This window comes from Chryseobacterium tagetis (assembly GCF_016735585.2).
Classification (GTDB): Bacteria; Bacteroidota; Bacteroidia; order Flavobacteriales; family Weeksellaceae; genus Chryseobacterium; species Chryseobacterium tagetis.
Window position 1 is genome coordinate 57,839 of sequence record NZ_JAERSE020000003.1, and the last position, 20,265, is coordinate 78,103.

Sequence of the window (20,265 nt, forward strand, 5' to 3'; positions counted from 1 at the left end):
TTAACAATATTTATCATCTGTGATTCATATCTATTATAACCCAATTCGTTATTTTTGTTAAAAATAGATAAATGAAAAAATGGATTTTATCGACGATAATTGGTGCAGGAATGATTTCCTGTACAACACAAAATATAAACAAAAGCACTATGGATTTTCCGAAAGAATGGAAGCATACAACTAATATCTACGAAGTCAACGTAAGGCAATATACAGAAGAAGGAACTTTCAGAGCATTTGAAAAAGAAATGCCCAGACTGAAAGCAATGGGAGTGAAAACGCTTTGGTTTATGCCTATTACACCTATTGCCCAGCAAAATAAAAAAGGAAGCATGGGAAGTCCTTATGCGGCTTCAGATTATGTTTCTATCAACCCCGAATTTGGAACGATGGCAGACTTTAAACACATGGTAAATGCTGCTCACAGATTAGGTTTCAAAGTGATTATCGATTGGGTGGCCAATCATACAGGTTGGGATCATGTGTGGACGAAAACCCATCCTGAATTTTATTTAAAAGATCCCGATGGGAAATTCCATATTGCGTCCGGAATGGATGATATCATTGAACTGGATTATAAAAATCAGGAAATGAGAAAAGCAATGATTGATGCTATGAAGTTTTGGGTAAAAGAAACCAATATAGACGGGTTCAGATGTGATTTGGCATCTTGGGTTGAAGTGGATTTTTGGCAGCAGGCAAGGCCGGAAGTAGAAACTATAAAACCTCTTTTCTGGCTGGGAGAATTTGACGAACTGGAAAATCCTGAATACGGAAAAGTATTTGATGCAAGCTATTCATGGAAGTGGATGCATGCTTCGAATGACTATTACAACAAAAACCAGCCTTTGCATGATCTGAAAAACTTACTCGAACAATATGCAAAAATTGGTAATGGTTCTATGAGAGCCTGGTTCACGTCCAATCACGATGAAAACTCGTGGAACGGAACGGAATATGAAAAATATGGAGTCATCACAAAACCAATGGCTGTTTTTTCAGTGACTTGGAATGGGGTTCCGTTGTTGTATTCAGGGCAAGAACTTCCTAATAACAAAAGACTGGAGTTTTTTGAAAAAGACGCGATCAAATGGACGAATAACTATCAGAATGCTACTTTCTATAAAACATTATTGAATTTAAAATCTTCCAATCCTGCTTTAAGAGGAGGTGATCCTGCAGCTTCTACCTATATTTTGAATACAACAGCAAATGAAAAGATTTTTGCTTATGTAAGAAAAAATGGGGAACATGAGATTTTGGTGGTATTGAATATGTCAAAAGATCCGGTTGAATTTACGATTGAAGATGATTATTTATCCGGAGCTTTTGTAAATGTTTTTGACGGTTCCAAACGCGATTTTAATCAAGGGAAATATTTTAATTTTCAAGTCTCAGATTACGCAGTATTTGAGAAATAGTTAGTAAGGCAAAATAGACACTTACTTCTTCAAATGATTAAAAATTTGAGAAAGCACTATTATTCATTGTAGAATACATTTTCAAATGAATACTATTTTTAAGAAAAAAATGGATAAACAACAGATATTAGATACTATAAAAATAAAAACGGCAGACAAGATTCATACTTTTGAAAAGTTAATAGCTGAAACAAGAGCTTCAAATAACGACACCAAAAGTTCCATGGGAGATAAGTATGAAACGGGCCGGGAAATGCTTCAGCAGGAAATCAATAACCTTACAAGACAACTCAATGAAACACTCAACCAGCAGGCTTTGCTTCAGAAGATCACCTCAGAACCTTCTTTAAAAGTACAAAACGGAGCGTTGGTGAAGACGGACAAAGGGTTATTCTATGTTTCGGTTTCATTGGGAGAAATTATTCTCGATAATCAAAAAATTATGACCGTTTCAATAGAATCTCCATTAATAAAAGCAATGTTGGGGAAGCAAGAAAAAGAAACCTTTATCATAAACAATATCCAACAGGTAATTGAAAAAATATGGTAAATGGAACTGTGACCCAATAAAAGAATCCGCTTTAGTTGTAAATGTGTAATTGTTATTCTGAATGAAACAAAGTGGAATGAAGAATCTATGAATAGGTAGATTTCTCCTTTCATGAAATTATAATTTTTAATCAAAATAGTGAGAACATTGCCTTTTTATTTTATTTTTCTAAGAATTATTGATTTTTATAAAACAGTTTTAGGAAATTTAACTAAACTGTTGTAAAATTAAGAAAACTTTATTGTTAAAATTTTAAAACGTGTACGGTTTCTTTGTAACTTGTTGTTAGTTATTTAATGAAACATATAAAATTTTATCAATATGGGAATTTTAGAAAATAAAGTAGCAATTGTGACAGGTGCTGGTTCAGGAATCGGATTGGCTATCGCAGAAACGTACGCTAAAGAAGGAGCAAAAGTGATTGTTTCAGACATTAATGAAGAGCATGGAAAACAGGCGGTAGAAAAAATAAAATCAGCAGGAGGAGAAGCGTCATTTGTAAAAGCAGATACATCGAAAGCAGAAGAAGTGGAAGCGTTGGTAAAGTCGACAGTTGAACTATACGGTAGATTGGATATTGCATGTAACAATGCAGGAATCGGTGGTGAACAGGAATTGACAGGAAATTACAGTCTCGATAGCTGGAGAAAAGTATTAAGTGTAAACTTAGACGGTGTTTTCTACGGCTGTAAATATGAACTGGAACAAATGGATAAAAATGGAGGCGGAGTAATTGTGAACATCGCATCCATCCATGGTACAGTGGCAGCACCGCTTTCATCGGCTTATACTTCGGCAAAACACGCGGTTGTAGGTCTTACAAAAAATATTGGAGCAGAATACGGACAAAAAAATATCCGATGTAATTCAGTAGGCCCTGCTTATATTGAAACACCACTTTTAGAAAATACAAGTGGAGATATGAAAGAAGCGCTGATTGCAAAACACCCAATGGGAAGATTGGGAAAACCTCAGGAAGTAGCAGAACTTGTTCTTTTCTTAAGCTCTGACAAATCATCATTTATGACAGGAGGATATTATCTTGTCGACGGAGGATACACGGCAATTTAAATCAGGAGTTCTTATTTTTAAAAACAAAAGAACTTCAAAATCATAGAAAGCATTCATCACCATGAATGCTTTTTTTATATCTTACAATAACAAAAAATCATTAAGTTTTTTCTAAATTTGGACACTATAAACAGCTTTCAAAATGCAAAATTATTTAGACCTTTTACAACATATTTTAGATAACGGAACAGACAAAACCGACAGAACGGGAACCGGAACCAGAAGTGTTTTCGGATACCAGCTTAGATATGATTTGTCGAAAGGTTTTCCTATGGTAACGACCAAAAAAGTGCATTTGAAATCTATTATTTATGAACTGCTTTGGTTCCTGAAAGGAGATACCAACATTAAATATTTAAAAGACAACGGAGTTTCGATCTGGGACGAATGGGCGGATGAAAACGGAGATTTGGGACCTGTTTACGGAGCGCAATGGAGAAGCTGGAATGGTGCAGATGGAAAAGTGGTGGATCAGATTACGGAAGTTATTGACCAGATCAAAAAAAATCCCGATTCCAGAAGACTAATCGTTTCTGCTTGGAATGTGGCTGAAATTCCTAATATGGCTTTAGCACCTTGTCATGCTTTATTCCAATTTTATGTTGCAGATGGAAAATTGTCGCTTCAATTATACCAGAGAAGTGCAGATGTTTTCCTAGGTGTTCCTTTTAATATTGCAAGTTATGCTCTGTTATTGATGATGGTAGCGCAGGTTTGTGATTTGGAAGTAGGAGATTATGTTCACAGTTTTGGTGATGTTCATATTTATAACAACCACTTTGAGCAGGTTCAGAAACAGCTTTCAAGAGAGCCTAGAGCACTTCCTACCATGAAGTTAAATCCTGAAATTAAATCGATTTTCGATTTTGATTTTGAAGATTTTACATTGGAGAATTATGATCCGCATCCGGGGATCAAAGCACCTGTTGCGATCTAATGAAAATTTCTCATTTTGTACTTTTAATACTTTCTGCTCATTTTCTTTTTAATTGTGAAAAAGAGAAAAAGACAGACTATACGGATGTAATAGAAGTTTTTGACAATACTAAAGATGCTGTTTTTGATACAGTATCGGTTCCTCAACATCTGAGAAGCATTGTAAAACAGATTTCAGGAATTAATACGTACGAAACCGGAGTGTTAGGAAAAGGTCAGGGGAGATCTGAAAATTTCGAAAACTTTAAAAAACTTGAGAAGTCTGCTTCTGACGATGAATTAGTATCCCTTTTAAATAATAAAAATAAAACTGTTGCGGTATATGTATCGGTAGGACTTTTGAACAGAAAACCTGAACTTCTGGAAGAGATTTTTCAGAAATTCTTAAACCTTACCACTACAATTCATACACAGGATGGTTGTATTGTTGGAGATCAAAATCCAGCAGAACCTTTGTATAGCGCCTATTACCGTTCTTTGGATTTAAAAAATGTACGAACAGATTCCAAATTACGTAAACTAGACAGTTTGATCATCTTTACTCCGAATTCACCGGAAAGTCTTTTACAGGAGGCATTCAGGTATAGAGTATATTCCAAGAATTACAGAAAACGAATTGAAGAGTTGGCGTTTAAAAATCATAGTATGGATGCAGTAAGGTATCTTGCGCATTGGCATAAGGGAGATTATGCTGATGGTATTCAAAAAGAACTTATTGCAATGATTAAAAATGATTCTTTTCTCTATAATAAAAAAATGGTTCTGTCGGAATTGTTATCGTTCAGGAATCCCGAAAATAAAGAATATATTCTTACTTATCTGAAAAAAGATACTCCGTTCAGTGATGATCATGAGATCTTAAAAGAATTAGAACCTAATGGGATCTTTCCGGGTGAATATCCTACTAAATAAAGCCGTTTATATGTAACAAAATTAACTTTTTTACTACCTATTCATTAAATCTCAGAATATGTTAAAAAAGTTATTTTTACTATCTGCAATCAGTGTTTCCGCTGTTGCATTTTCCCAAAATAATGTAAAAGAAAAGCTAAGCAATTATTTCGATTCTCTGTATGTACATCATAAAGTAATGGGGAGTTTTGCCTTGGCAGAAGATAATCGCCCGACTTTTATCAAAGTGGTAGGGTTTTCAGATGCAGCAAAACAGCAAAAAGCCAATGTAAATACCCAATATCGTGTCGGTTCCATAAGCAAAACCTTTACAGCGGTACTGATCATGAAAGCTGTTGAAGACAAAAAGATTTCTTTAGATAAAAAACTTTCAGACTTTTATCCTGAAATTCCTAATGCGAATAAAATTACTATTGAAAATTTATTGCAGCACAGAAGCGGAATTCATAATCTGACCGATGAATCAGAATATTTACAATATAATACAAAAGCTCAGACGGAAAGCAGTCTGGTTAATATTATTAAAAAATATACAAGTGATTTTGAACCGGGCTCAAAATATGCATACAGCAATTCAAACTATATTTTGCTGGGCTTTATCCTTGAAAAAGTATACAAAAAGTCGTATGCAGAATTGATAAAAGATAAAATTACGAAGCCTTTAAAGTTGACGTCAACGGAAGTAGGAGGGAAAATCGATCCTTCGAAAAATCAGGCAGAATCTTATGACTTTACCAATGGAAAATATGTGGCTTCATCTGAAACAGATATGAGTATTCCGATTGGAGCGGGAAATATCATCTCGACACCAAGAGATCTTTTGAATTTTATTCTGGGATTGGAACAGGGAAAACTGATCAAAAAAGAAGGTCTGGAAAAAATGAAAACCTTTATGGATAACTATGGGTCTGGCTTGATGAAAGTTCCGTTTCAGCAATACTGGGGATTTGGGCATACAGGAGGAATTGATAATTTCAGATCGGTATTGTTCTATTTCCCTGATTTAAAAGTTGCAGTGGCTTTCACTACCAATCAGTCAAATATGGATACTAATGAAATTTCTATTAAAATGATAGAGACTGCAATGGGAAAAGATTTTACAATGCCAAGCTTTAAAACGGTGCAAGTTCCGGAAAATGTACTTCAGAAATATGTCGGCACTTATTCAAGTAAAGATGTACCCTTAAAAATTAATATCTTTATCCAGAATAAAAAACTGATGGCGCAGGCAACGGGACAAAGTGCATTTCCTTTGGAAGCGACTTCAAATACCAGTTTTGAATTTGATGCAGCAGGAATCGGAATCGATTTTAATCCGGAAAAAAAACAGTTTGACATCAAGCAGAGAGGAACAAAAAATACGTTCACAAAAGAATAATAAAAAAAATACATATTATTGAATGTTAAAAAACAAATCAATATTTAAATAAAAAATAACTCTAAACAATACTAATGAAAAAAGCCATTTTATCGATTGCTCTTTTGAGTGGAATTTTCTTTTCCACAAATATAGCAGCACAAACCGAAACTTCAGGCAGAGAAAAAGTGTACAGAGCTACACATACGAAAGTAACAGAACTGAAACATACCAAGCTGAAAGTAAATTTCGATTATCAGAAAGAACAGATGAATGGAGAAGAATGGCTGACTGCGGCTCCGTTTTTCTATCCGACCAACGAATTGACGCTTGATGCAAAAGGAATGCTGATTCATGAAGTAGCACTGGATATAAATGGTAAAAAATCTCCTTTGAAATATGACTATAAGGATGATGTTTTAAAAATTACTTTAGATAAAACCTATCAGAAAAATCAGGATTACACGGTTTACATCAAATATACAGCGCGTCCGAGTGAAGTGAAGCAGGAAGGAAGTGCGGCAATTAATGATGCAAAAGGTTTGTATTTCATTAATGCTCAGGGAAAAGATCCGGATATGCCGACTCAGATCTGGACACAGGGAGAGACAGAATCTTCTTCTGCCTGGTTTCCTACAATTGATAAATCCAACCAAAAAACAACTCAGGAAATTTACATGACGGTTCCTGATAAATATGTAACCCTTTCCAACGGACTTTTAAAAGATTCTCAAAAAGAAGCAAACGGATTGAGAACCGATCATTGGGTAATGGATAAAAGACACTCTACGTATCTTTTCTTCATGGGAGTGGGAGATTATGCAATAGTGAAAGACAAGTGGAGAAATATTGCCGTTGACTACTATATCGAAAAAGAATACGAACCGTACGCAAAACAGATTTATGGAAATACTCCTGAAATGATTGAGTTTTTCTCTAAAAAACTGGGATATGATTATCCTTGGGCAAAATATGCGCAAATTTCCGGAAGAGATTACGTGAGTGGAGCGATGGAAAATACAACAGCAACGCTTCACGGAAGTGATATTTTGCAAAAACCGGGACAATTGATCGATGAAAATACTTGGGAAGACACTATTGCGCATGAATTATTCCATCAATGGTTTGGAGATTTAGTAACAGCAGAAAGCTGGAGTAATCTTACCGTAAACGAATCTTTTGCAAACTATTCAGAATATCTTTGGAATGAATACAAATACGGAAAAGATCAGGCAGATTACCATCAGATGATGGATGTCAATATGTATCTTACAACGCCGGGTAATTTCGATAAGCATTTAGTGAGATTCGATTATGATTCCCGTGAAGATGTTTTTGATCTGGTAACGTACCAAAAAGGAGGGGCGATCCTTCATATGCTGAGAAATTATTTAGGAGATGATGCTTTCTTTGCAGGATTAAATGACTATCTGAAAACGTATGAATATCAAAACGGAGAAGCGCACCAATTAAGATTATCTTTAGAAAAAGTTTCCGGAAAAGACCTGAACTGGTTCTTTAATCAATGGTATTTCGGAGGCGGAAACCCGAAACTTAAATATTCTTACACGTTTGAACCTGTTAAAAAACAAATTGCAGTGGTTATCGAGCAGACTCAGGAATTGCCATTCCAGTTTCCTTTGGCAATTGATGTATATGATAACGGAAAACCTAAAAGATATAATGTCTGGGTAAATGCTACGGCAAAAAATACCTTTAATTTTGATGTATCTAAAAATGCAGATTTGGTAAATATCAATGCAGACGGAGTATTGTTGGCAGATATTACAGATCAGAAGACACCTGAGCAAAATTTAATGCAATATTTAGGCTCAAAAGAATTCAAAAGCAGATATGATGCATTAAACGGGATCAAAGATCAGGTAGGGAAAAGTCCTGCGGCAACGAAATTACTGACGGCTGCGATCAAAGATCCTTTCTTCAGAGTAAGAATGAGAGCATTAAAGACGATGGATTTATCCAATGCAGAACAATTCAAAGCGATGGGAGCCGATGCTGAAAAATTGGCTACCAACGATCCGAAAACATTGGTTCAGGCAGCGGCAATTTCGGCGTTGGCAAAAACAAAAGATAAAAAATACCTTCCTATTTTCGAAAAAGGATTAAATGCGATTTCCAATGCTGTAAAGGCAAGTTCTGTGAGCGCAATTATTGATGTTGATCCTTCAAGAGCCAGTTCTTTAGCAGATAAAATTGATTTAGAAGGAGCTTCGGATAAACTATTGGAGAAATTGTTACCAATTATTGTTAAAAATAAAGTAACCTCTCAAATGCCAAATATTGCTCAGGTAGTGGCTTTTTATCCGTTTATCAAATTCCAGAATCCTGAATTAGGAAAATCTGGGGAAGAAGGATACAACTGGATCATGAGTTCTGACAATTTGAAAGCAACAGAAAGCATTACAAAAATGCTGGGTCATGTAAAAGGACAGATAGGAGACAATCCACAGGCAAAAATGATGATTGTTCAGATGTTAAAAGACGGCTTAAGTAAAAAAATGGAGCTTTTGAAGCAAAATCCTCAAAATGCTGCAAGTATCAATAAGCAGATCGATGTAATCAATAAAGCGATTGCAGATTTTAAATAGATCAATACCAATCATAGTAAAAAGCACTTCTGAAAAGAGGTGCTTTTTAATTTTATGTCCTAAAAATGATATAAGATTTTCTTTGTCGGAATAATAACATGAGTAATATTTAAAAACAAGCTTAAAATACTTCCCTATTATAATCGATTAAACGTTTACATTTTTTAAATTCGTATAAAAATTAAAATAATATGACTTTTGGAATTGAGGCTGCAAGCTATTATGTGCCTTCTTTGTATTTGGAAATTAAGGATTTAGCAGAAAAAAGAGGAATAGAACCGGCAAAGCTGGAAAAAGGGTTGGGATTGCATAAAATGGGATTTCCTGATGTTCACGAAGATGCGGCAACTTTTGCAGCAGAAGCTTTGTTGAAGCTCATCAAAGATTACAACATCAATCCAAAAGAAATAGCAAGAATTTATCTGGGAACGGAAAGTGCTCTGGATGCAGCAAAACCGACGGCTTCTTACGCGATGCAGATGGTTGAAAAAGTGTTGGAAGCAGAATTTGGAGAAAGATGTTTCATAAACTGTGATGTGGTAGATATGACTTTTGCGTGTATCGGAGCAGTAGATGCGCTTCACAATTCTCTGGATTTTGTAAGAGTTAATCCTGACAAAAAAGCGGTGGTTATTGCAAGTGATTATGCAAAATATGAGTTGGCTTCTTCAGGTGAATATACACAGGGAGGAGGTGCAGTTTCAGTTTTGGTCTCTTCTAAGCCTGATTTACTTGAAATTGAAAACAATTGGGGAGTCGCAACAGAAAGTGTTTTTGACTTTTTCAAACCGAGACGTCATTTCAAAAAAGAAGAGTTGACTAATGCTCCTGAAAATTTTCCGGAGAAAATAGAGATCTTTACAGATGAACCTGTTTTTGACGGGCAATATTCAAACCAATGTTATCAGGACAGAATCAGAGAAGCATACAACCATTATAAAGAAATCACAGGCGAAAATAAGCCTTATGAAGCCTGGAAATACCTTATTTTCCATCTTCCTTACGCATTTCATGGGAAGAGAGTTTTTACTGAGATTTACAGCTTAGAAAACGGACTTTCCTATGAAACATCGGAAGAGCAGAAAGCAGTAGCTAAATCTGAAGGTTATATTCAGTTTATTAATGACAAGATTGAAAAATCACAAAGAGCTTCTTCAGAGATAGGAAATATGTATACTGCTTCTATTTTTATGGCTTTACTTTCTGCATTGCAGACTTCATTCAATGAAAATGAAGAATTAGCAGGTCAGGAAATAGGATTTTTAGGCTATGGAAGTGGATCTAAATCTAAAGTTTTTGCAGGACGAGTTTCAGAGAACTGGAAAAATGTGGTGGCAAAATGGGATTTATTTGAAGGCTTAAAAAAAAGAACCGCCATCGATTTTGATACCTATGAAAAACTTCACAGAAAGCAGTTGGAAAACTCGGTGAACGAGAATTATAAAGGTTTCGGGTTACAAGCTTTAGAACTGGAAAGTCCTGTTTTGAAAGGAGCAAGATATTACGGTTATCAAGAATAATCAAATCAATACTAAAATAAAAAAACATCTCAATTTTTGAGGTGTTTTTTTTATTCTAAAAACAAAATCTTATCCTGATAATTTTTCGGAGTAATTCCAACCAATTGTTTGAATACTCTTGTAAAATAATTAGTATCCGAAAAACCAGTCTGATAAGCCGTTTCTTTAATGCTGTTCTGGCTTGCCAACAACTCTTTAGCACGATTTATTCTTTCCTGCAAAATAAAATCATTTGGAGAAGTTCCCAGTTCATCTTTAAACATTTTAAAGAAATTAGACTTACTCACATAAGCCATCTTGGCGATACTGTCAATCGATAACTTTTGGTGAATATTTTTTTTGATATAATCTACCACAAAACCAATTCTCGACTTGTTTTTAGCAATATTCTTTTCCATCATGCTTCTTGCCTGGGTCTGCATCAGCCGGATCAAAAGTTCCTTTAATGCAAAATCAGCCATAATATCTTTTTGCGAGTTATCATCCATCGCAATTCTCATAATATTATTGGTAGCCGAAGCCAAAGACTGATTATTAAACAAAAAATATTCATCCAGTTCAATATTCCATTGTGAAGTTTCATCCACTTTTGGGAGATGGTAATTCAAATGATTCAGAGAATTTTCAATAAATTCGGGATTCAGGCTCAAAGAAATGCATTGTGAAGGAGTTTCGTCAGCTTCGGGAAAATCAATAACCATGGTTTCTCCCGGTGAAACAAGTACGCTTTCTCCCGGATAATAATCAAAGTAGCTGGTTTTATTATCCAGTTTCATATGTTTTTTTCCACGAAGCATGGCTGTAAATGCAATTGTTTCAAAATGCAGTTTTACGTCAAAAGCGGCCTTATGAGTTTCATAAATGCTAAATTCACAATTGTTTAGATTGAATTTTGTCTGATTTTCAACTAAGTGTAATAGTTGGTTTTCCCTTTTTAATTCAGGAGTTTCTAATAAAATCTTGTTATTGTTCATTTCTAAACATTTTTTATTGCCTGTCACTCAAATATAGAAAATTATCAACTTACATTACTGTTAATGAAATTATAAAGTTTGCGGTCTGCACGATTTTGAAGTTTTTTTGTACGATTGTGCTATACGAATGTTGGAGGTAAGTGTAATTTGGTGTTATAAAAAAAATTAAACTTATACTAATATGAGCACTACAACACAACAGCAATCAGGCACTTTATTACAGTGGCCTGAATTCAAAAACAGATACGATAACTATATCAACGGAAAATTTACAGCACCCGTAAACGGACAGTATTTTGATGTTGTTTCTCCGGTAGACGGAAGAAATTTCACGCAGGCAGCTCACTCTTCAAAAGAAGATTTAGAATTGGCAGTAAATGCAGCGGAAAAAGCATTTCAAACCTGGAAAGATACATCATCTACAGAAAGAAGTATTATTTTAAATAAAATTGCTGACAGAATCGAGCAGAATTTAGAATATTTAGCAACCGTTGAAACAATTGATAACGGTAAAGCAGTAAGAGAGACATTGGCGGCAGATTTACCTTTGGCAGTTGATCATTTCAGATATTTTGCTTCAGTTATCAGAGCGGAGGAAGGTTCACACAACGAACTGGATAAAGATACAGTATCTCTTATTGTTCACGAACCTCTTGGAGTAATCGCTCAAATCATCCCTTGGAACTTTCCCATCTTAATGGCAGTATGGAAATTGGCTCCGGCTTTGGCGGCAGGAAACTGTGTAGTTTTAAAACCGGCTGAAAGTACACCGATTTCTATCATGGTGTTGATGGAGATCATCGGAGATTTACTTCCTGATGGCGTAGTAAATATCGTAAATGGTTTTGGAGCAGAATTAGGAAGAGCATTAGTAACCAATCCAAAAGTGGCAAAAGCTGCATTTACAGGTTCTACGGCAACAGGTCGTTTAGTAATGCAATACGCAACAGAAAATATCATTCCGGTTACTTTGGAATTGGGAGGGAAGTCTCCAAATGTTTTCTTTAGCTCTGTAATGGATGCAGATGATGCGTTTTTAGATAAGGCAATTGAAGGAGCAGTTCTTTTTGCTTTAAATCAGGGTGAAATCTGTACGTGTCCGTCAAGATTATTAGTTCAGGAAGACATTGCAGATGCTTTCATTGCAAAAGTTATTGAAAGAGTAAAAGCGATCAAAGTAGGAAATCCATTAGATAAAACGGTGATGATGGGAGCGCAGGCTTCTCAGATTCAAAAAGATAAAATTCTTTCTTATATCAAATTAGGAAAAGAAGAAGGAGCAGAAGTTCTTGTTGGTGGAGATGTAAACAATGTAGGAGAAGGTCTTGAAAACGGATATTACATCCAGCCAACCATCTTCAAAGGAAACAACAGAATGAGAATCTTCCAGGAAGAAATTTTCGGACCTGTGTTGGCATTTACAACGTTCAAAGACGAAGAAGAAGGAATCAAAATAGCAAATGATACTATTTATGGTCTTGGAGCAGGAGTTTGGACGAGAGATGCACACCAGTTGTATAATGTTCCTCGTCAGATTCAGGCAGGGAGAGTTTGGGTAAACCAGTATCACTCTTATCCGGCAGGAGCACCTTTCGGAGGATACAAACAGTCAGGAATTGGTCGTGAAAACCACAAAATGATGTTAGATCATTATCGTCAGACTAAAAACATGTTGATTTCCTACAACAAAAACAAATTAGGTTTCTTTTAATTTTAAATATTAGAGCGTGCCCGTTTTCCCCATCTCGGCAATGGGGAAAAACGGTCGGGCTATCCAGGGTTTCACTTCGCTTCGGTGCTTTGCACTTTCGTTTTTCAAACGAGACCCTTCCTATCCCTCACGCAAACAATACTTATCCTTATCCGAAATTTTTGGGTAAGTAAGAAATTGTATGTCCTTATTGAACATTTTAAAGGCTTTCTAAATAAAAAAGGTAAGAATCTTTGTGTCTTAGCTAAGTGAAACGCCTTTGAGAACCTAAAAATATACAGGATAATAGGCAAAGAAAACTTTGTGTTCTTTGCGTTAAAATAATAATCAATTCAAATTAAAAACTAAATCAAAAAATCAAAATATGATTCCAAAAACAATGAAAGCTGCAGTTGTTCAAGGCTATGGGCAACCCTTAAAAATTAAAGAAGTTCCTGTAAAAGTACCAGGAAGATATGAAGTACTGGTAAAAGTAATTGCTTGTGGAGTGTGCCATACAGACTTACACGCTGTTGATGGTGACTGGCCGGCAAAACCCAAAATGCCTTTAATTCCCGGACATGAAGGAGTAGGAATTGTAGTGGCTTGCGGACCGGAAGCTCAGGTAAAAGAAGGTGATGCTGTTGGAGTTCCATGGCTGTATTCTGCTTGTGGATGCTGTGACTATTGTATTACAGGTTGGGAAACCCTTTGTGAAGCCCAAAAAAATGGAGGATATAGTGTAGATGGAGGTTTTGCAGAATATGTAATTGCAGATTCAAGATATGTAGGACATTTGAAATCGGATGTCAACTTTTTAGAAATTGCACCGATTCTTTGTGCGGGAGTAACGGTTTACAAAGGTTTGAAAGAAACCGAAACAAAACCGGGAGAATGGGTAGCTATTTCAGGAATTGGAGGATTGGGACACGTTGCAGTACAATATGCAAAAGCAATGGGAATGCATGTGGCAGCAATTGATGTGGCAGATGATAAATTAGAATTGGCAAAAAAATTAGGGGCGGACTTGGTAGTCAATGCAAAAAACACAGATCCTGGAGAATATCTTCATAAAGAAGTCGGCGGAATGCACGGCGCATTGATTACGGCAGTTTCTCCTATTGCTTTCAAACAGGGGATTGATGTACTAAGAAGAAAAGGAACGATTGCTTTAAACGGTCTTCCTCCAGGCTCATTTGAGTTACCGATTTTTGAAACGGTGTTGAAAAGAATTACGGTAAGGGGTTCAATTGTAGGAACAAGAAAAGATCTTCAGGAAGCTTTGGACTTTGCGAATGAAGGATTGGTAAAAGCAACGGTAACGTCCGCGAAATTAGAAGATATCAATGACGTTTTTGATAAAATGAAAAAAGGGCAGATTGATGGCAGAATCGTTCTCGATATTGCCGGCTCAAATTAAATTATGATGAGTTTTTGGGGTTCGGCGAAATGAAATTTCGCCGAACTTTTTTAACTTTATATATGAATTGCGAAGAGCGGAGCGACAAAGCAATCTCAAAAAAGAGTAAAATTATCCAGAATGTTTGTCATTCCGTAGGAATCTCAGCAAATTATTTAGAATGATCTAGTAAGCCTAGATTCCACGTTTCACTTCGTTGCGCTCTGAATGATAAACCTCTTTTGAAAATTTGTAGGAAAAACGACCTAGAAAACGTAGGCGTTAAGAAAATGATTTTTGTGAACGTGAAGAAAATTCTACTGTTTCAGCGCGACATGAATTTTGAATGAAATAACAAGTGTTAAATTCGCGCGAGTTTTAGAATTTTTAGAGAGTAAAATTCATTTTTAGCCGGAGTTTCCAAGTCTTGAATTTTTGGTTCTTTTGTTTGACTACGTCGAATCTTCGATTTCAAGACAAAAGAACATTAAATAAAAAAAGAAAAAGCTATGCAAACCAAAATATCACGTCTCTCAACAACAGAAAAAGCCTTGGAAGTAATCTGGGAGTTAGAAAAAAAATACGGTGACCTCATGTTTTATCAAGCAGGAGGATGTTGTGAAGGGACACAACCTCAATGTTTCGAAAAAGGAGGATTCTACCCAAGAATGAACGATGCAATGATTGGCTCCATCAATAATCATGAATTCTGGATAGATCGTGATTTATTTGAATATTGGAAATATTCACACTTTACATTAGATGTTGTGGATGGTTTCGGACCGGGCGGATTTTCTCTGGAAACGCCGTTAGGAAAAACATTTAAAGTCAATTACAGACTTTTCACACCTGAAGAACTTGAAAATTTGGAACCTGTAAAACGCAGTGAATAATTTTATTTGAAATTTTTAAACGTACTATTCTTTTGAGCAATAAAATTTAACTCTCTTTCAAAATCATATTTATTTCTTTGTATGTTTCTTTTTAAAGAAAAATACTGAATGATTGTTATGATAAATGGGATGGCAAGGATGAAATAATTTTTTTCACTTTTACTAATTTGTATGACAATAATTAGAGCAAAAAGTGATACGAATATAAAAGATAGAAAATGAAAAATAAGAGGCATAAATTCTATTTTAACTAATGTTTTATCGTTTTCTTCTGAAATATTTCCTCTTATAATAGAGTTAGGAATTTTAAAATCAAAAAAATGTAGTCTTCTTTTAATTGTAAAATCATCATTATTCACATTCCCCTATATTCAAATCTCGTAGGAATACCATTGTCAGGAATTAATGAGATAAAAGATGTATTTGTTTTGTAAGTAATTTTCTTTAAACTGTCTACAAATTCAGATTTCTCCATTTCAATACTGAAATTGGAACTATCAAAAAGTCCAATACTTTTATAAAAAGAGTTCATATAAACATCAATAAAATTTAAAAGAGATTTATTAAAAAATCATTTGTGAAAATTAGCGTAAAAAAAAATCGTGCAATTTATTTTTAAACGGAAAATCAAACTTTCACAAACCGACTCACAAACATAGATGCCACTAATTGCCCAACTGCATTTAAAACAGTCGCTAAAGGATCAACCAAAGTTCCGATAATCATCACAGCCGGAATTGCTTCCTGCGGTAATTTATAAACAGAGATCATTAGCATTTCTCCAATATAGCCACCGTTTGGAATTCCTCCTGCAACAATACTTACAAAAACAGTAATTCCTAAAGCTAAAAGTAGATTCATCGGATCAAAAAAATCTCTTCCGATAATTAAAAAAGCAACATAAATTTTAATAATCGAAGACATCGAAGAGCCATTTTTATGCAAAGTTGTCCCGATCGGAATTACAATATTTGAAATCTGGCTGGGAACTCCAATTTTTGCTGCGGCTTGTAAATTGGCCGGCATGGTTGCGAAACTACTGCAAGTACTTAAAGCGGTTAAAGTCGGATAAATGGCATTCGTCCAGAAGCTTTTCACACCATTCTGTCCTTTCGCTATAAAAGCATACAGTGAAAAAAAGACAAAGAAATAAACAACTCCTGCAATATAATACAAGCCTAAAGGTTTGGCATAAAACCCGAAAAGCTGAGGTCCTAAAGTAGCAACCTGATAAGCAAAATACGCTCCCAATCCAATCGGAGCGACTTTCATAATTAATAAAAGAAGTTCCTTCATGACTTCATAACCCGATGCAATAAAAGACCGGAAAGCCTGTCCTTTTTCTCCTGCTTTTCTGGCAGAAAATCCGGTCATGAAAGCAAAAATTAGAAGCGCTAACATATTTTGTCTTGAGAAAAGCTGTGTAAATTCTCCAACGGTAAAAAATCCTACAATTCTGTTCCCCCAACTGTCACTATTGGAAGTCGCCTCTATAATTTCCGAACTTCCGGAAATGCCTGAAACAGGAAATACATAAACTGCGCAAATAGTAAAAACAGCGGCAGTTAAAATAAAAAACAAAAAGGTAAAAGCCATTGTCGCCATGATCTTACCAAATTTGGACTGCTGTTCTAAGGAAGCGATGGAATTGGAAACGGCAAAAAATACCAATGGGACTACACTCACAAAAAGCAGATTCAGGAAAATATCACCCAATGGTTTTATGAAATCAACAATATTGGGAGCAACGATTCCAATAATACTTCCAATGGCAATTCCAAACAATAAAAGGATGATTCCTGAATAGTTTTTCAACACTTCTTTCATGCGGTGCTTTTTAATCAAAGATAGGTTTATTTTTAACATTCAGTTGTATTAATTTCATCCATAAATTCCTTAAATTTGAGTAAAAACGTTTCTATGGCTTATATAGATTACTATAAAATTTTAGGTGTAGATAAAAATGCAATGCAAGATGACATTAAGAAAGCCTACCGAAAATTGGCGAGAAAGCTGCATCCCGATCTAAACCCTGACGATAAAGAGGCTGAAAGAAAATTCAAAGAGCTGAATGAAGCAAATGAAGTTCTGAGCGATCCTGAAAACCGTAAAAAATATGATAAATACGGAGAAAACTGGAAGCATGGTGAGGAATACGAAAAAGCTCAGCAACAACAAAGACAATATCAGAATCAGAGTCAGGGCGGAAATTTCGGAGGTGGATTTTCCGGTGCTGATTTTGGAGAAGGTGAAGATTTTTCAGATTTTTTCCAGAATATGTTCGGTGGAGCAGGAGGTGGGTTCGGGAGAAGCTCGAGAGGAAGTGCTTCAGGAAAATTCAAAGGACAGGATGTACATGCAGAATTGAATTTAAGTTTAAAAGACGCAGCCACAACTCATCAGCAGACTTTTGATATCAATGGTAAAAAAGTAAGAATTACCATTCCGGCGGGAGTGTATGATGGGCAACAGATTAAATTGAAAGGCCATGGGAATCCTGGTTTTAATGGCGGTCCGAACGGAGATTTATATATCACTTTTAACATAGCTGTTGATCCGGATTATGAAAGAATTGGAGATGATCTGAAAACGAAAGTCCCGATTGATCTTTATACAGCCGTTTTAGGAGGTGATGTAAAAGTAAATACATTGAATGGAAGTGTAAATCTGAAAGTGAAACCTGAAACCCAGAACGGAACAACAGTGAGATTGAAAGGAAAAGGTTTTCCTGTATATAAAAAAGAGGGTGAATTTGGTGATTTATTCGCGACGTATGAAGTGAAATTACCAACTAATCTTACTGAAAAGCAGAAAGAAATTTTTGAACAACTTAAAAATTCCTAAGCCATGAGTGAAAGAATATCGCGAGAAGAGCTCGTAAAAATATACAATATTGAAATCACTTTTTTTGATGAATTGGTGGACTCCGGATTACTAAATATTCAGACGGAAAATGAAATCCGGTATCTGATGTATGAAGATCTGCCTTCTTTTGAAAGATTTGCAAACTGGCATTACGATTTGGAAATCAATCTTCCGGGATTGGAGGTGATTCATGATATGCTTCAGAAAATGGAATATTTAAAGCGAAGAAATCGTGAACTGATGAATAAGCTTTCGGCGATCGGTGGTGAGTATGAAGATGTTTAGTAAGAAGTGATAAGTGAAAGGTGAGAAGTGGGAAAGGGTTTAAAAAATAGATAGTTTTTAGAGGGTTTTATTCAAAATTCAGACTATTTCTTTTAGCTTTGCAGGCTGTGAGAATAAATCAATATATATGAGTGAAGAAAAAGTAATTGTTTTAAAACCTAAGAGGCAGGATTTCGAGGAAATATATTTTAGTGGAAATCAGGGAAGTCTGTTCTTTTCATCAACCACGAGAGGAAGAACGATTACGACCATTGTTGTAGGATTGATTTTGTTGATCATGTTTTTCTTTAAAGATGACTTTACCAAAGAAAAATTTGGGATTTTATACTTTGCCAGCTTTTTGTTTTTGCTGTGTGCAGTTTTTCTTTCAGTAAGCATTAACAAAGTTTCGAGATGGAAAAAACAGGTAAATCGTTATTTAACCAAACTTGAGAATTGTAGAATTTATGAAATTGCATTCGACCAAAATTTCTTTACAGTCAATATTGATGATGAAAAAGAGACAAGCGAATGGAAAGATTTCGAATATTTCGATAGTAATAATGAGTTTATTACCCTTGAAGGAAAGTACAGCTATATGTTTCCCAGAAAATCAATGAATGAGAAAGATTACAGTACTTTAAAACAGGTTTTAAAGAAAAATATAAAGGAATAATAAAAACAAAAAACTCAGAGCAAAATACTCTGAGTTTTATTTTTATCATGAAAAGCTGATTAATCCAACCAACCCATTTCTTTCATCCATTCGTCATTATAGATCTTCCCAACGTATCTTGAACCGTGGTCGTGAAGAAGAACGACAATCACATCATCTTTTGTGAACTGATCTTTCATCTGAACCAGAGAAGCGATTGCACTTCCTGCAGAATATCCGCAGAAAATTCCTTCGTCTTTAGCCAGTTTTCTGGCATAAACAGCACCGTCTTTATCTGTCACTTTCTCAAAATGATCAATCACAGACATATCGTAGTTTTCAGGAAGAATATCTTCACCAATTCCTTCAGTGATATAGGTGTAAGCATTTCCTAAATTAACTTCTCCTGTTTCGTGAATCTCCTTTAAGATTGAACCATACGTATCAACACCAATTACCTTGATATCAGCATTTTTTTCTTTGAAGAATTTTCCACAACCCGTAATGGTACCTCCTGTTCCGGCTCCAACTACGAAATGTGTAAGTTTTCCTTCAGTCTGTTCCCAGATTTCAGGAGCTGTAGACTCGTAATGAGCGGCTCTGTTTGATAAGTTATCGTATTGGTTTACATACCATCCATTTTCTGTTTCTTTTGCCAGTCTTTTAGAAACTGAATAATAAGAACGTGGATCTGTAGGTTTTACGTCTGTAGGACAAACGATTACCTCAGCTCCAACTGCACGAAGGATGTCACATTTTTCTTTTGATTGTTTGGAGTTGGTTACAAAAATACATTTGTACCCTTTGATGATCGCAGCAAGAGCCAATCCCATTCCTGTATTTCCGGAAGTTCCTTCAATGATGGTGCCTCCTGGTTTTAATCTTCCGTCTTTTTCGGCATCTTCAATCATTTTAAGAGCCATTCTGTCTTTTACAGAATTTCCGGGATTGAAAGTCTCAACTTTTGCTAAAACTAATGCAGGAAAATCTTCCCCTAAAACTTTATTAAGCTTTACTAATGGGGTGTTTCCTATAGTTTCAAGAATATTTTTTGCGTATTTCATAAATGTTTTATAAGCCTTGCAAAGATAAGGTTTTTAAATGTTATTCAGATGAAGATCAAGAATTAGAATAATGGTAGTCCTCATT

19 protein-coding genes are annotated in these 20,265 nt (G+C 35.3%); 14 read left to right on the forward strand and 5 right to left on the reverse strand.

Annotation, left to right across the window (positions count from 1 at the left end; translation table 11 throughout):
* Positions 1-71: 71 nt before the first annotated feature.
* From JI747_RS10235 to JI747_RS10270, 8 genes are all read left to right on the forward strand, one after another.
* A complete protein-coding gene (locus JI747_RS10235; RefSeq protein WP_225688344.1) occupies positions 72-1,421 on the forward strand; it encodes an alpha-amylase family glycosyl hydrolase in 1,350 nt (449 codons plus the stop codon).
* Positions 1,422-1,530: 109 nt separating this feature from the next.
* Positions 1,531-1,971: a hypothetical protein gene (locus tag JI747_RS10240; protein ID WP_225688346.1), complete on the forward strand. Its 441-nt coding sequence runs from the start codon at positions 1,531-1,533 to the stop codon at positions 1,969-1,971.
* 321 nt (positions 1,972-2,292) lie between these two features.
* Positions 2,293-3,042 (forward strand): SDR family NAD(P)-dependent oxidoreductase, encoded by a 750-nt coding sequence (locus JI747_RS10245; protein ID WP_225688348.1) that lies wholly within the window; start codon positions 2,293-2,295, stop codon positions 3,040-3,042.
* A 142-nt stretch (positions 3,043-3,184) separates the two neighbouring features.
* Positions 3,185-3,979 (forward strand): thymidylate synthase, encoded by a 795-nt coding sequence (locus JI747_RS10250; RefSeq protein ID WP_225688350.1) that lies wholly within the window; start codon positions 3,185-3,187, stop codon positions 3,977-3,979.
* Positions 3,979-4,890 carry a hypothetical protein gene (locus tag JI747_RS10255; RefSeq protein WP_225688352.1) on the forward strand — a complete coding sequence of 304 codons (912 nt, stop codon included), beginning with the start codon at positions 3,979-3,981 and terminating at the stop codon, positions 4,888-4,890. Before JI747_RS10250 ends, JI747_RS10255 begins: the two co-directional genes overlap by 1 nt.
* 58 nt (positions 4,891-4,948) lie before the next feature.
* On the forward strand, positions 4,949-6,268 hold the full coding sequence (locus JI747_RS10260) for a serine hydrolase domain-containing protein (protein WP_225688354.1): 1,320 nt from the start codon (positions 4,949-4,951) through the stop codon (positions 6,266-6,268).
* Between the two features lie 74 nt (positions 6,269-6,342).
* Positions 6,343-8,856, forward strand: a complete 2,514-nt coding sequence (locus JI747_RS10265) for a M1 family metallopeptidase (RefSeq protein ID WP_225688356.1) — start codon at positions 6,343-6,345, stop codon at positions 8,854-8,856.
* A gap of 191 nt (positions 8,857-9,047) precedes the next feature.
* Complete coding sequence (locus JI747_RS10270; protein WP_225688358.1) at positions 9,048-10,376, forward strand: hydroxymethylglutaryl-CoA synthase family protein; 1,329 nt, start codon at positions 9,048-9,050, stop codon at positions 10,374-10,376.
* Positions 10,377-10,426: 50 nt separating this feature from the next.
* Here the strand turns inward: JI747_RS10270 and JI747_RS10275 are convergent, their stop codons facing one another.
* The gene (locus tag JI747_RS10275; RefSeq protein WP_225688360.1) at positions 10,427-11,350 is read right to left on the reverse strand and encodes an AraC family transcriptional regulator; all 924 of its coding nucleotides are present in this window, start codon (positions 11,348-11,350) and stop codon (positions 10,427-10,429) included.
* Positions 11,351-11,531: 181 nt separating this feature from the next.
* Here JI747_RS10275 and JI747_RS10280 point away from each other — a divergent pair, with 181 nt between their 5' ends.
* The 3 genes from JI747_RS10280 to JI747_RS10290 all read left to right on the forward strand — a co-directional run bounded on the left by JI747_RS10280 (position 11,532) and on the right by JI747_RS10290 (position 15,332).
* Positions 11,532-13,061, forward strand: coding sequence for an aldehyde dehydrogenase family protein (locus JI747_RS10280; RefSeq protein ID WP_225688362.1), 1,530 nt, complete (start codon positions 11,532-11,534; stop codon positions 13,059-13,061).
* Positions 13,062-13,425: 364 nt separating this feature from the next.
* Entirely contained in the window at positions 13,426-14,460 is a 1,035-nt protein-coding gene (gene adhP, locus JI747_RS10285) for an alcohol dehydrogenase AdhP (protein WP_225688364.1), read from the forward strand.
* Between the two features lie 488 nt (positions 14,461-14,948).
* Positions 14,949-15,332 (forward strand): DUF779 domain-containing protein, encoded by a 384-nt coding sequence (locus tag JI747_RS10290; RefSeq protein WP_225688366.1) that lies wholly within the window; start codon positions 14,949-14,951, stop codon positions 15,330-15,332.
* Between the two features lie 2 nt (positions 15,333-15,334).
* On the opposite strand, the gene JI747_RS10295 is transcribed toward JI747_RS10290, so the two are convergent.
* The 3 genes from JI747_RS10295 to JI747_RS10305 form a co-directional block, all read right to left on the reverse strand.
* The gene (locus tag JI747_RS10295; RefSeq protein ID WP_225688368.1) at positions 15,335-15,691 is read right to left on the reverse strand and encodes a hypothetical protein; all 357 of its coding nucleotides are present in this window, start codon (positions 15,689-15,691) and stop codon (positions 15,335-15,337) included.
* Complete coding sequence (locus JI747_RS10300; protein ID WP_225688370.1) at positions 15,688-15,864, reverse strand: hypothetical protein; 177 nt, start codon at positions 15,862-15,864, stop codon at positions 15,688-15,690. Before JI747_RS10300 ends, JI747_RS10295 begins: the two co-directional genes overlap by 4 nt.
* Before the next feature lie 95 nt (positions 15,865-15,959).
* Positions 15,960-17,159: a dicarboxylate/amino acid:cation symporter gene (locus JI747_RS10305; RefSeq protein WP_225688372.1), complete on the reverse strand. Its 1,200-nt coding sequence runs from the start codon at positions 17,157-17,159 to the stop codon at positions 15,960-15,962.
* A 93-nt stretch (positions 17,160-17,252) separates the two neighbouring features.
* Here JI747_RS10305 and JI747_RS10310 point away from each other — a divergent pair, with 93 nt between their 5' ends.
* The 3 genes from JI747_RS10310 to JI747_RS10320 all read left to right on the forward strand — a co-directional run bounded on the left by JI747_RS10310 (position 17,253) and on the right by JI747_RS10320 (position 19,137).
* The gene (locus JI747_RS10310; protein ID WP_225688373.1) at positions 17,253-18,176 is read left to right on the forward strand and encodes a DnaJ C-terminal domain-containing protein; all 924 of its coding nucleotides are present in this window, start codon (positions 17,253-17,255) and stop codon (positions 18,174-18,176) included.
* A gap of 3 nt (positions 18,177-18,179) precedes the next feature.
* The gene (locus JI747_RS10315; protein ID WP_225688374.1) at positions 18,180-18,482 is read left to right on the forward strand and encodes a chaperone modulator CbpM; all 303 of its coding nucleotides are present in this window, start codon (positions 18,180-18,182) and stop codon (positions 18,480-18,482) included.
* A gap of 127 nt (positions 18,483-18,609) precedes the next feature.
* Positions 18,610-19,137: a hypothetical protein gene (locus JI747_RS10320; protein WP_225688375.1), complete on the forward strand. Its 528-nt coding sequence runs from the start codon at positions 18,610-18,612 to the stop codon at positions 19,135-19,137.
* Positions 19,138-19,196: 59 nt separating this feature from the next.
* On the opposite strand, the gene JI747_RS10325 is transcribed toward JI747_RS10320, so the two are convergent.
* Complete coding sequence (locus tag JI747_RS10325) at positions 19,197-20,180, reverse strand: PLP-dependent cysteine synthase family protein (RefSeq protein WP_225688376.1); 984 nt, start codon at positions 20,178-20,180, stop codon at positions 19,197-19,199.
* Positions 20,181-20,265 lie beyond the last annotated feature (85 nt).

Bases quoted from the DNA above. Each gene is read 5' to 3' on its own strand.
- JI747_RS10280 (WP_225688362.1), top strand. From the start codon at position 11,532: ATGAGCACTACAACACAACAGCAATCAGGCACTTTATTACAGTGGCCT.
- JI747_RS10260 (WP_225688354.1), top strand. From the start codon at position 4,949: ATGTTAAAAAAGTTATTTTTACTATCTGCAATCAGTGTTTCCGCTGTT.
- adhP (WP_225688364.1), top strand. From the start codon at position 13,426: ATGATTCCAAAAACAATGAAAGCTGCAGTTGTTCAAGGCTATGGGCAA.
- JI747_RS10320 (WP_225688375.1), top strand. From the start codon at position 18,610: ATGAGTGAAGAAAAAGTAATTGTTTTAAAACCTAAGAGGCAGGATTTC.
- JI747_RS10245 (WP_225688348.1), top strand. From the start codon at position 2,293: ATGGGAATTTTAGAAAATAAAGTAGCAATTGTGACAGGTGCTGGTTCA.
- JI747_RS10315 (WP_225688374.1), top strand. From the start codon at position 18,180: ATGAGTGAAAGAATATCGCGAGAAGAGCTCGTAAAAATATACAATATT.
- JI747_RS10310 (WP_225688373.1), top strand. From the start codon at position 17,253: ATGGCTTATATAGATTACTATAAAATTTTAGGTGTAGATAAAAATGCA.
- JI747_RS10325 (WP_225688376.1), bottom strand. From the start codon at position 20,180: ATGAAATACGCAAAAAATATTCTTGAAACTATAGGAAACACCCCATTA.
- JI747_RS10305 (WP_225688372.1), bottom strand. From the start codon at position 17,159: ATGAAAGAAGTGTTGAAAAACTATTCAGGAATCATCCTTTTATTGTTT.
- JI747_RS10265 (WP_225688356.1), top strand. From the start codon at position 6,343: ATGAAAAAAGCCATTTTATCGATTGCTCTTTTGAGTGGAATTTTCTTT.
- JI747_RS10250 (WP_225688350.1), top strand. From the start codon at position 3,185: ATGCAAAATTATTTAGACCTTTTACAACATATTTTAGATAACGGAACA.
- JI747_RS10275 (WP_225688360.1), bottom strand. From the start codon at position 11,350: ATGAACAATAACAAGATTTTATTAGAAACTCCTGAATTAAAAAGGGAA.
- JI747_RS10290 (WP_225688366.1), top strand. From the start codon at position 14,949: ATGCAAACCAAAATATCACGTCTCTCAACAACAGAAAAAGCCTTGGAA.
- JI747_RS10235 (WP_225688344.1), top strand. From the start codon at position 72: ATGAAAAAATGGATTTTATCGACGATAATTGGTGCAGGAATGATTTCC.
- JI747_RS10255 (WP_225688352.1), top strand. From the start codon at position 3,979: ATGAAAATTTCTCATTTTGTACTTTTAATACTTTCTGCTCATTTTCTT.
- JI747_RS10240 (WP_225688346.1), top strand. From the start codon at position 1,531: ATGGATAAACAACAGATATTAGATACTATAAAAATAAAAACGGCAGAC.
- JI747_RS10300 (WP_225688370.1), bottom strand. From the start codon at position 15,864: ATGAACTCTTTTTATAAAAGTATTGGACTTTTTGATAGTTCCAATTTC.
- JI747_RS10270 (WP_225688358.1), top strand. From the start codon at position 9,048: ATGACTTTTGGAATTGAGGCTGCAAGCTATTATGTGCCTTCTTTGTAT.